The following is a 10,660-nucleotide window of genomic DNA, read 5'->3' as shown; positions in this document are numbered from 1 at the left end:
CTCGCCGTGACGGCGCTCGCGCGGGTCTACGTCAACTACATCCACCTCATCGCGCCCGCCGACGGGCCCGTCCACGAGCTCGCCGACCTCGCCGGCCAGCGCGTCGCGACCGGCGCGGCCGGCTCCGGACTGCAGGTGACGGCGAAACGGCTGCTCCAGCAGGCGGCCCTCACCGGCGGCGCGGCACCCGTGCAGGAGGAGACGCTCGGACTCGCCGAGTCGCTGGCCGCCCTGCGCGCGGGCGAGGTCGACGCGGTGTTCTGGTCCGGCGGCGTACCGACACCCGCCGTGGCCGGGCTCTCGGCGGAGCTGCCCGTGCGGTTCGTCCCGCTGGACACCGCCGCCGGGACGCTGCGCGAGCGCTACGGCCCGGTGTACACGGCGGTCGCACTCCCGGCCGGCGCGTACGGCCTGCGGAGCCCGATCGGCACGGTCGGCGTCGGCAACTACCTGACAGCCCGCCCGGGCGTGCCGGACGACGCCGTACGCGAGCTGCTGCGGATCCTCTTCGCCCAGTGGGCCACGCTCCTGCGGGCGGTGACGGCGGGCGCCCGCCTGGAACCCCGGTTCGCCGTCTCCACCGGGGCGGTACCGCTGCACCCGGGGGCGGCGGCGTACTACCGGTCTGTCTACGGCTGACCGCTACGCGCCCGGGAGGCGGAGCTCCACGCTCAGGCCGTGTGGGCTCGCCCCGGTGATGGTCAGGGTGCCGCCGCAGGCCCGGGCCAGTTCGTCGGCGATGGCCAGGCCCAGGCCGGTGCCGGGGACGTTCTGGTGTTCGGGTGCTCGGGTGAATCGCCGTAGCAGGAGCGGGAGTTGGTCGGCAGTTACGCCCGGGCCCGTATCGGAGACCCGGATGACCGTGCCGTCGCCCTCGGGGCCGGGCTCGGCCACCACCCGGACCTGCTGGCCCTCGGGGACGAACTTGACCGCGTTGTCCAGCAGGGCGTCCAGCACCCGGCCGGCCGCGTCGGGCAGGGTCGGTGCGCGCAGGCCGGGGGTGACGTCGGCCGTCAACTCCTGACCTCCCGCTCGGAACACCGGCGCCCAGGCCGCCACGCGGTCGTTCACGGCCGCCGACACGTCGTGGTCCGTGAGCGGCTCGGACGTGGACTCCATCCGGGCCAACGCCAGCAGGCCGTCAAGGAGTTCGGCCAGTCGGTCGGCCTCGTCCAGCGCCAGGGCGTGCGCGGCGAGGCCGGGGCCGGGTGGCACGTGCGGTTCGGCGTTCTCCAGTTGCAGCACCAACGTGGCCAGCGGGTTGCGGAGTTGGTGGGAGGCGTCGGCGACGAAGTCGCGCTGGCGGCGCAGCGCGTCGGCGACGGCCTGTGCCATGCCGTTGAAGTGCCGCCGCAGTCTGCGGAGTTCCGGCGGGCCGCCGTCCGAGACCGCCCGCGCCTCCAGCCGGCCGTCCGCCAACCCGGCCACCGCGCGGTCGAGTTCGGCGACGGGCCGCAGCAGCCAGCGGGCCAGTCCGGCCGCGACGAGGGCGGCGGTGGCGAACGCCGTGACGGCGCCCGCGGCGATGAGTGCCCAGCGGACGAGGACGTCGTGGCGCGCGGAACCGGTGGGGACGGTCAACAGGACGGCGCCGTTGACCCGTTCGTCCTGGCCCACCGGCTCGGCGAGCAGCACGGTGTGCGGCCCCCAGGGGAGGATCGTGGGCAGCGCCTCGGTGGACCGGCCGGTGAGGGCCCGGCTGCGGGCCTCGTCCGCAGTGGCACCCGAGGGGGTCGCCCCGGCCCGGCCGAGGACGCCGCCCGAGGCATCGACGACGGTCACGGCGGCGCCGTAGAGCTCGGCGTAGCGGGTGAGTTCGGCGGCGAGCTCGTGGCGGTCGGCGTCGGTGCGGATCCGGTTGGCGAGGTCGGCGAAGCGGACGGCGTCGGCGCGGCGCTGGAGGAGGAGGTGTTCCGTCCGACCGCGGGCGTAGGATTCGGCCAGGGGCAGCGAGAGGAGCAGCACGGCCGTCCCGATGAGGGCGGTCAGGACGGCCAGCAGGCGGCGCCTCATCCGGCGTCGCGCTCCTGCCCCAGGTCGCCGAGCTGGTAGCCGTACCCGCGGATCGTGCGGACCAGCCCGGCGCGTCCGGTCTTGGCGCGGATGCCGGCGACGTGGACGTCCAGGGAGCGCGAGGAGCCGAGGAACGCGTCGCCCCAGATGCGGTCGAGGATCTCCTCGCGCGAGCGGACGTCGCCGGGGTGCGCGGCGAGCAGCGCGAGGACGTCGAACTCGCGGCGGGTGAGCCGGACTTGGGTGCCGCCGACGGTCACCGTCCGGCCCGCGAGGTCGACGGCGACGTCGCCGGTGCGCACCTGCCGCCCGGCGCCGACGCCGTCCGGGGACGGGGACGAGGGCGCGGGCCGTCCGAGGCGGCGGCGCACGGTGTCGACGCGGGCGATGAGTTCGGCCATCCGAAACGGCTTGATCACGTAGTCGTCGGCGCCCGCCCGCAGGCCCTGGACGATGTCGCGCTCCTCGCTGCGGGCGGTGACGACGATCAGCGGCAGCTGGCAGACCGTGCGCAGTTTGCGCAGCAGGTCGAGGCCGTCCAGGTCGGGCAGGCCGAGGTCGAGCAGGACGAACTCGGCCTCCCGGACGTGCCGCAGCGCGTCGGCGGCCCGCACCACGCGCCGCACGGTGTGGCCGCGCTGCGCGAGGGCGGTGGCGAGGGCCTGGGCCATGCGGTCGTCGTCCTCGACGAGAAGCACGTGCACGCGGTCCTCCCCACCTGTGCCGCCTGTGAGGTGACTACCGTACGGCGTGCGCCACCGCGCCCGCCTCGGGGGTCCCGGCGTCGTCCAATGAGGCGTCGCGGGTGTCGGGCATGAAGACGTACGTGACGAGCGACACCAGGGCGCAGGCGGAGACGTACCAGAAGAACCCGGACTCGTGGCCGGCGTTCTTGAACCAGAGCGCCACGTACTCGGCCGTGCCGCCGAACAGCGCGTTGGCGAGCGCGTACGGGAGGGCGACGCCGAGCGCCCGGATGCGGGTCGGGAACAGCTCCGCCTTCACGGCCGCGTTGATCGAGGTGTAGCCGGTGACGATCAGCAGGGCCAGCACGGACAGGCCGAGCGCGGACCAGTACGAGGACGCCGAGCCGAGCGCGGACATGAGCGGGTACGTGCCGACGGTGCTGCCGATCGCGAAGGTGATCAGCAGCGGGCGGCGCCCGATCCGGTCGGAGAGCAGCCCGGCGAGCGGCTGCACGGCGGCGAAGACCGCGAGCGCGGTGAAGCTGACCAGCGTCGCCGTGTTCTTGGGCAGTCCGGCGCTGCCGATCAGGTACTTGGTGAGGTACGTGGTGTACGTGTAGTAGGCGACGGTGCCGCCGAGCGTGAGCGCCATGACCAGGACGGCCTGCCGGCGGTGCTCCCACAGCCCGCGAAGCGTGCCCCGGGCGCCCTCGGCCCGGCCGGCGGTCTCCTTCGCGAAGGCCTCCGTCTCCGGCAGCCGGCGGCGCAGCCAGAACACCACGAGGGCGAAGACGGCGCCGAGCAGGAACGGCACGCGCCAGCCCCAGCCGTGCAACTCCTTGGTGGTGAGGGTGTGTTGCATGACGATGAGGATGCCGAGGCCGAGCAGCTGGCCGACCGTCATCGACACGTACTGGAACGAGGACCCGAGCCCCCGGCGGTTCGGCGCCGACGCCTCCGTGAGGTAGGTGGCGCTCGCCGCGTACTCGCCGCCGATGCTGAGGCCCTGCAGCAGCCGCGCGACCAGCAGGACGGCCGCCCCGAGGTACCCGGCCTGCCCGTACGTCGGCGCGACCGCGATCAGCACGGCCGCCGCCGACATCATCGTGACCGTCAGCGTCAGCGCGCTCTTGCGCCCGTGCCGGTCGGCCGCCCGCCCGAGCAGCCAGCCGCCGACCGGCCGCATCAGGAAGCCGACGGCGAAGATCCCGGCGGTGTTCATCAGCTTGGCGGTGGAGTCCGACCCGGGGAAGAACTCGTCGGCGAAGTACACCGCGAAGCTGGCGTAGACGAACCAGTCGTACCACTCCACGAGGTTGCCCAGCGACCCCCCGACGAGCGCGAGCCTCCGGGTCTTCGGACGGGGATCGGACGACGACAACATGGCGGCTCCACGTGTTCCGGGGCGGGTGAGGTGCCCCAGAGCGTGCAGCCGGGCCGTCGGTGGCGGCAAGGCGTGCGGCCCGGATCTAACGTCCCGCTAAGGAAGCGGCGCCCTCACCCCCTGCCCGGCCCACTTGCCCGCTGCTCAGGCCGCCGGGGGCAGGTCGGCCGCCTCGGTGGCGGCGATGGCCTGCCGCAGAGCCTCTCGGGACTGGTCCAACTCGACTGCCCTGCGGTCGAGTTCGGTGAGCTGCGTGCGGAGCTTGCGCAGCACTCCCGGGCACGCACGCAGCGGGCCGTCCGGTTCGCCGCACGGCAGGAGCTGCTGGATCGTCCGGGTGGGCAGTCCGGCCGCGAGGAGGGCGCGGATCTGGCGGACGGTCCGCTCGGCGGACGGGTCGAAGTCGCGGTAGCCGTTGGGGAGTCGGGTCGACGTCACCAGGCCGACCCGCTCGTAGTAGCGGATCAGGCGCTCGCTCGTGCCGCTGCGCCTGGCCAGTTCGCCGATCCTCATCGTGCCCTCTCCCCCGACTTGACCTTGTCACGGTGTCAGGGTTGAACACTAGTGCCCGTCCCCGCAGAACGGCACTGACCAGGAGAATCCGTTGATCATCGACGCGCACAGCCATGTCCACGACCCGGTGCACAGCCACCTCGCGCTGCTCGACGAGGCCGGCGTCGACCGCGCCGTGCTCTTCGGCACCCGGCCGCACCCGGAGCGGGCCGGGGACCTCGCCTCCTTCAAGCGGGAGATGAGCGTGCTGCACGACACGATCAATGGCCGCTCGGCCGGGGCCGACGCACACGCGGCGGCGGTGGACGAGCTCGCGGCGGTGTGCGCGGCGCACCCGGACCGGTTCATCGGCTTCGGCAAGGTGCGGCTCGACGTGCCGGCCGAGCGGATCGCCGAGGAGGTACAGCGGGACGTCGTCGGGCGCGGCTTCCGGGGCATCGGCGAGCTGACGCCGCCCCCGGACGGCGCGGGCCTGGTCGAGCCGGTGCTGCGCGCCGCCGCCGACCACGGCGGACTGCCGGTCGTCGTCCACGGCTTCGCGCCGACCACCGCCGGCGACGTGGCGACGCTGGCCGACCTCGCCCGTCGCCACCCGCGCGTGCCGCTCGTGCTCAGCCAGCTCGGCGGGCTCCACTGGCTGCAGGCGATCGAGCTGGCGCGGGAGACGCCGAACCTGTACCTCGAACTGTCCACGGCGAGCGTCGTGTTCGCGGTCCGCCTGGCGATCCGCGAGGTGCCCGACCGGACGCTCTTCGGCTCGGACGCCCCGTACGGCGACCCGGTCGTCACCCGCCGGATGGTCGAACGCGCGACGCCGTCCGGCGAGCTTCGGGACCGCGTGCTCGGCGGAACTTTCGCCGAACTCCTGGGTCTCTGAGGGTGATTGAGGCTTCCGCCCGCCCCCGACGGGGGTGGGGGCGGGCGGAACACGTTCGGCCCGCCCGGTGGGGGCGCGGGCGTGGTGGGCAGTCGCCGCACGGCAAGCGCCGGCGGCGCAGGCCCGGTCGGCGGGTGCCTCACGCCCCGATCGGGGTTGCGGCGAACGATCCTGACGACGACATGGCGGCTCCACGGGTTTCCGGGGCGGGTGAGGTGCCCCAGAGCGTGCAGCCGGGACGCCGGTGGCGGCAAGGCGTGCGGCCCGGATCCAACGTCCCGCTGACGACTTGGGGAGCGATACAGGCGGGTCCTCGGCCGTGACGTGAAGGCGGCCGTGTCGTGCTGCTGTTCCTCCAGCACGCCACCCGGTGACAGACGCGGCCCGAAAAACTCCCTGGACCGTCCAACCCGTCTCGGCCATGATCCTCACGTGACCACCTACCTCGAGTCCGAGCGCCTGACCCTCCGCCCCTTCGCCGCCGACGACGCGGACCTGCTGATCGAGCTGGACAGCGACCCGGCGGTGATGCGCTACCTGACCGGCGGCGCTCCGACCCCGCCAGAGGAGGTCCGCGACCTCGCCATCCCCAGCATCCTCGCCGGCTACGAGCGCTGGAATCATGACCTCGGCCTGTTCGCCGCGCACGAGAAGGACGGCGGCGCGTTCGTCGGCTGGTTCTGCCTGCGTCCGCTGCGCAGCGGCCCGCGTGAGGAGGCCGAACTCGGCTACCGCCTGCGCCAGGCGGCCTGGGGCCGGGGCTACGCCACCGAAGTCTCGCAGGCGCTGCTGGCGAAGGGGTTCGCCGAGCTCGGCATCCGCATGGTTTGGGCCGAGACGATGACCGTGAACCGCCCTTCGCGTAACGTCATGGAGAAGCTCGGGATGACGCTCGCGCAGAACATCCCTACGCCGGACGACATGATGGCGGTCGAGGGTTCCGAGCACGGGGGTGTACGGTACGAGATCACGAAGGAGCAGTGGGAGCGGCGGCAGGCGTAGGCGGCGCGAGGCTCGGCGCCCGTGGATGTGAAGTCATCGGCCCGCGCGGCCTTGTCTCATCACGCCCTATCGGGCATATCCCGGCAGCATCTTGCCGAACTCGTCGCCGAGCTCGTCCCTGCGTGGGAGGCGCAGCAGGAGTCTGCGCCGCGGGAGCGGCGCGGCGGCGACCGCCGCCGCGAGGCTGGTGCCGGCCCGAAGCATCGTCTGGTGTTCGTCGACCGGGTGCCGGCCACGCTCGCGCACCTGCGACACGATCTTCCGCAGTCGGCCCTGGCTGCGCTGTCGGGAGTGGACCGCTCCACGGTGTCCGCCGCGATCCGGCAGGTCCGGCCGCTGCCGGCGGCGCGCGGGTTCGCCGTACCCGACCAGCCCGATGGCGAAATCCTCGGTCACACCTGGGAGCTCGCGACGGACTCGTACCCTCGGGCAAGCGGGGCCTTCCGCGCGCAGGACAATGTCCGGTGCCCAGCAGGACACGACGTGTTCCAGGTGGTGGTCGCCTACGCCCTGGCCGCGGACGGCCGGGTCCGCCGTCTGTCGGTCGGCCTGCGGTGTCCGACCGACGGTGCGCTGCTCCTCCACCTCACCAATGTGCCTACGGTGCCGAGCACTTCCTGACGGCGGCCTCGCGCAGCGGCCGGTCGGCTCACGGGGCCCCTCCGGTCACGCCTGGGGGGCTCCTTCCAGCCGATCCGCCGTCGCCTGGAAGAAGGCGGACAACGAGGCGTACACGCCTTCCTCGGGAAGTTCGGCCTCGGCCCACGTGCCGATCGTCCCGTTGACCGTGTCCAGGAACGTCCCGTAGAAGCCGTCGCGATCGGCGGCGATCGGCACCCATTCCGGGCGCCAGGACGGGCAGTCGGGGACTTCGGACGGTTCCATCCGTTCCACGGCCAGCCGGTTGAGGTAGACCCGCTGGATGTCCTTCAGGCCGAGCAGGAGATGGCCACGGGGAAGGGGCACGTCGCACCCCTGCTCCACCGTGCAGTTCGGGGCATCGGGTCGCCCGTCGGCGTCCACGTCGTTCGTCAGGAGCCACTGCCGCAACGCTGCCGGCAGCTCCACGCCCATGCGCGATTCGGCCCGGCTGATGGCCTCCTGGCTCCCGGGACCGCCGAGGGCGGCGAAAACCCCGGGGTCGTTCCGTTCGAGCCATGTGGTCACCCGGGCCCACGCCTCCCGTACGTCTGCTGCCTCATTCATCGGAGCTCCGTTCGCTGATCATGTATCGGGAACCTTAGACGTGGCCACTGACAAGGACTTGGGACGGGCGGGCCCGCCCGAGGTGCGCCAACCCCCGGAGCCGGCCCGCCGGTTGCCTCACGACTCCGTGGCCGCCGCCAGTGGGCCCAGGGCTGCCGCCCGGCGGGCCGGGACGGTGGCGGCGAGGGCGCCGATCGTGAGCGAGACCAGGCACACCAGGGCGAGCGTTCCCCAGGGCAGGGCCGGCGCGTAGTGGTCCACCGCGCCGGTGGCCAGCGGGCCGACGGCCCAGGCTCCCACCAGGCCGGCGGCGAGGCCGAGCAGGGTGCCGTAGGCGGCGACGGTCATCGCCTCCAGGCGGATCATCCGGCGGACGCCCGTGCGGTCCAGGCCGACGGCGCGCAGGACCCCGATCTCGCGGGTGCGTTCGGCGACGGACACGGCCACGGTGTTGACGATGCCGAGCGCACCGATCACCGCCCCCACGGCGAGCATGCCGTACATCACCGCCAGCAGGTCGCCCATGACGCCCGCCGCCTCGCGGACGAGCTCGGCGCGGTCCTGGACCTTCACCAGCGGGCTGTTGCCGACCGCCGTGCGCAGCCGCTGTTCGACGGCCGGGGAGGCCGTGCCGTCGTCGGTGCGGACGAGGATGCGCTGGACGGAGCCGGGCAGGTAGCCGTTCTGCGCCACCTCCGCACGGGAGGCGAGCACGTCCCGTGCCGTCGGATTGTCCCGGTAGACGGCCACGACGGTGTACGGGCGGGCCTCCCGGGTGCGGCCCATGCCGGCGTCGAGGCGGTCGCCCGGGGCGAGGCGGTGTTGCCGGGCGACGGTGGCGGAGACGGCGATCCGGCCTGGCCCGAGGTCCGCCAGGGAGCCGCCGGTCACGTCCAGGTTCAGGACGGTGCCGACGCCGTCGGGCTCGACGCCCGCGACCTCCAGGACCTTGCCGCCGGCCACCATGGTGGAGTCCGTGACGGCGCTCGCCGTCCGCACGCCCGGCGTTGCGGCCACGCGCCCGACGGCGGCCGGGTCGACGCCGTCCATGGTGGAGCGGGAGCCGATCACGTAGTCGGCGGCGAGCCCGGCGGCGGCACGGTGGTCGAGGGCCTGCGCGGCGGAGTGCCCGATGGTGGCGAGGCCGGTGACGAGCGCGGTGCTGATCATGAGGGTGGCGGCGGTCGCGGCGGTGCGCCGCGGGTCGCGCAGGGCGTTCTCCCGGGCGAGGCGCCCGGCGATGCCGAAGCGGCCGGTGAGCCTGCCGAACGTGCGGATCACCGGGGCGGCGAGCACCGGCGCGAGCACGATCAGGCCGCCGACGAGCAGGGCGCAGCCGAGCATCGCGCTCTGCAGGTTCGCCTCCGAGGCGTCCTTCGCGTCGCGGAGCGACACCAGCAGGGCGGCGGAGAGGGCGAGCAGGGCGTGGCCGGCCGCCGCGCGGAGGTGCAACCGGCGTGCGGGCGGCGGCTGTTCGGCCGTCCGCAGCGCCTCGATCGGCGCGACCTTCGCCGCCCGGCGGGACGGCAGCCATGCGGCGAGCACGGTGACGCCCACGCCGACGAGGAGGGCCGCCGCGACGGAACCCGGGCCGATCACGAGGGGTCCGCGCGGCAGCCCGCCGCCGAGGAGGCCGGGCAGCGCCGTGGCGATGCCGAGGCCCAGCAGGAACCCGGCCGCCGACGCGATCAGCCCGACCACGACGGCCTCCAGCAGGACGGCCCGCGCCACCTGGCGGCGCTGCGCGCCGATCGCCCGCAGCAGCGCGATCTCCCGGGTGCGGCGCGCGACCAGCATGGTGAAGGTGTTGACGATGAGGAACGAGGCGATGAAGAGCGAAACGCCGGCGAAGACCAGCGGCAGCTTCTCGTAGCCCCGGGTCAACGTGCCGACGAGGACGGCCTGTTGGGCGGCCTGGGCGGCACCGGTGGTGGCCTCGGCGCGGTCGGCGGGGAGGACGGCGGCGACCCGGCGGGCGAGGTCGGACGGGTCGGTGCCGGGCGCGGCGGCCAGGTCGATCGCGGTGTAGTGGCCGGGGGTGGCGAACAGCTGCTGGGCCGTCGCCCGGTCGAACAGGAGGAGCGTGCCGCCGGCCGTCACGCGGGTGTCGTCGGTGGTGACGATGCCGACGAGCCGCTTGGTCATGGCCGGCCCGTCGGTGGCGAGGGTGACCGGGTCGCCGATCTTCAGCCGGCCGACGGCGGCCGTGCCGCGGTCGACGGCGAGTTCGTCGCCGGTGCGGGGCGCGTGGCCCTCGACGAGCGGGTAGCGGCCGTCCGTCCCGTCCTTGCCGGGGACGTACGCGGCGGCCTGGTTCGCCCACCGCGCGCCGACCCGCAGCGGGCTGCCGTCCGCCGCGTTCAGGACGGCCGCGCCGTCGGCGGACGGCCGGACGGCGGCGACGCCGGGGACGTCGGCCAGCTTCCGCACGAGCGCGTCGTCGAGGGCGCTCGGTTGTTCAGATCCGGGTGGAAGCTCCTTGGCCGTGACGGTGAGCGCGATGTCGGCGAAGTTCCTGGACGCGGCGGCGCGGTGGGCCGCGGCGGTGGAGTCCGCGAACACGAGCGTGCCGGACACGAACGCGACCCCAAGGCAGACCGCGAGCACGGTCATGGCCAGCCGGGCCCTGTGCGCGAGGACGTTGCGCAGAGTGGTCTTCAACATGGGTTTCGTCCTCAGCAGTTGGTAGCGGCGCGCGCGTCGAAGCTCTGCATGACGTCGAGCACCCGGTCGGGCGTGGGGCGCGCCATCTCGTCGACCAGCCGGCCGTCCGAGAGGAAGACCGCGCGGTCGGCGAAGGCGGCGGCGACCGGGTCGTGGGTGACCATGACGACCGTCTGGCCCAGTTCGCGGACGGAGTCGCGCAGGAAGCCGAGGACCTCCGTCCCGGCGCGGGAGTCGAGGTTGCCGGTCGGCTCGTCCGCGAACACCACCGCGGGCCGCCCGGCCAGCGCGCGGGCGACCGCGACGCGCTGCTGC

10 protein-coding genes and 1 pseudogene are annotated in these 10,660 nt (G+C 74.1%); 4 read left to right on the top strand and 7 right to left on the bottom strand.

Translation table 11 applies throughout. The annotated features are described in order from the left end of the window. The coding region (locus tag AB0O00_RS19880) for a TAXI family TRAP transporter solute-binding subunit (RefSeq protein WP_363653514.1) at positions 1-639 on the top strand (639 nt) is incomplete at its 5' end. A 3-nt stretch (positions 640-642) separates the two neighbouring features. Here the strand turns inward: AB0O00_RS19880 and AB0O00_RS19875 are convergent. The 4 genes from AB0O00_RS19875 to AB0O00_RS19860 all read right to left on the bottom strand — a co-directional run bounded on the left by AB0O00_RS19875 (position 643) and on the right by AB0O00_RS19860 (position 4,596). After that, on the bottom strand, positions 643-2,013 hold the full coding sequence (locus tag AB0O00_RS19875) for a HAMP domain-containing sensor histidine kinase (protein ID WP_363653512.1): 1,371 nt from the start codon (positions 2,011-2,013) through the stop codon (positions 643-645). Then, a complete protein-coding gene (locus AB0O00_RS19870; protein WP_363653510.1) occupies positions 2,010-2,717 on the bottom strand; it encodes a response regulator transcription factor in 708 nt (235 codons plus the stop codon). The genes AB0O00_RS19875 and AB0O00_RS19870 overlap by 4 nt, the downstream gene beginning before the upstream one ends. Positions 2,718-2,751: 34 nt before the next feature. Beyond that, positions 2,752-4,083, bottom strand: coding sequence for an MFS transporter (locus AB0O00_RS19865; protein WP_363653508.1), 1,332 nt, complete (start codon positions 4,081-4,083; stop codon positions 2,752-2,754). 144 nt (positions 4,084-4,227) lie between these two features. Further along, positions 4,228-4,596: a MerR family transcriptional regulator gene (locus AB0O00_RS19860; RefSeq protein ID WP_363653506.1), complete on the bottom strand. Its 369-nt coding sequence runs from the start codon at positions 4,594-4,596 to the stop codon at positions 4,228-4,230. A gap of 91 nt (positions 4,597-4,687) precedes the next feature. Between AB0O00_RS19860 and AB0O00_RS19855 the strand changes: the two genes are divergently transcribed. The 3 genes from AB0O00_RS19855 (at position 4,688) to AB0O00_RS19845 (ending at position 7,096) form a co-directional block, all read left to right on the top strand. Then, the gene (locus AB0O00_RS19855) at positions 4,688-5,473 is read left to right on the top strand and encodes an amidohydrolase family protein (RefSeq protein ID WP_363653504.1); all 786 of its coding nucleotides are present in this window, start codon (positions 4,688-4,690) and stop codon (positions 5,471-5,473) included. Between the two features lie 432 nt (positions 5,474-5,905). Further along, positions 5,906-6,475 (top strand): GNAT family N-acetyltransferase, encoded by a 570-nt coding sequence (locus AB0O00_RS19850; RefSeq protein WP_363653502.1) that lies wholly within the window; start codon positions 5,906-5,908, stop codon positions 6,473-6,475. 21 nt (positions 6,476-6,496) lie between these two features. Continuing rightward, positions 6,497-7,096, top strand: coding sequence for a transposase family protein (locus AB0O00_RS19845; protein WP_363653500.1), 600 nt, complete (start codon positions 6,497-6,499; stop codon positions 7,094-7,096). A gap of 45 nt (positions 7,097-7,141) precedes the next feature. Here the strand turns inward: AB0O00_RS19845 and AB0O00_RS19840 are convergent, their stop codons facing one another. From AB0O00_RS19840 to AB0O00_RS19830, 3 genes and pseudogenes are all read right to left on the bottom strand, one after another. Next, positions 7,142-7,681, bottom strand: coding sequence for an SMI1/KNR4 family protein (locus AB0O00_RS19840; protein ID WP_363653498.1), 540 nt, complete (start codon positions 7,679-7,681; stop codon positions 7,142-7,144). A gap of 117 nt (positions 7,682-7,798) precedes the next feature. Then, positions 7,799-10,345, bottom strand: coding sequence for an FtsX-like permease family protein (locus tag AB0O00_RS19835; RefSeq protein WP_363653496.1), 2,547 nt, complete (start codon positions 10,343-10,345; stop codon positions 7,799-7,801). Positions 10,346-10,356: 11 nt separating this feature from the next. Next, positions 10,357-10,660, bottom strand: a pseudogene (locus AB0O00_RS19830) (ABC transporter ATP-binding protein); the annotation flags it as partial.

Origin of the sequence: Kitasatospora sp. NPDC093558 (genome assembly GCF_040683475.1) — a bacterium.
Taxonomy (GTDB): Bacteria; Actinomycetota; Actinomycetes; order Streptomycetales; family Streptomycetaceae; genus Kitasatospora.
The sequence above is the reverse complement of the archived record's forward strand: the minus strand, read 5'-3'. Positions and strand labels throughout refer to the sequence as shown.

Coding starts and splice junctions, on each gene's coding strand:
- AB0O00_RS19875 (WP_363653512.1), bottom strand. CDS start 2,013: ATGAGGCGCCGCCTGCTGGCCGTCCTGACCGCCCTCATCGGGACGGCC.
- AB0O00_RS19835 (WP_363653496.1), bottom strand. CDS start 10,345: ATGTTGAAGACCACTCTGCGCAACGTCCTCGCGCACAGGGCCCGGCTG.
- AB0O00_RS19840 (WP_363653498.1), bottom strand. CDS start 7,681: ATGAATGAGGCAGCAGACGTACGGGAGGCGTGGGCCCGGGTGACCACA.
- AB0O00_RS19860 (WP_363653506.1), bottom strand. CDS start 4,596: ATGAGGATCGGCGAACTGGCCAGGCGCAGCGGCACGAGCGAGCGCCTG.
- AB0O00_RS19865 (WP_363653508.1), bottom strand. CDS start 4,083: ATGTTGTCGTCGTCCGATCCCCGTCCGAAGACCCGGAGGCTCGCGCTC.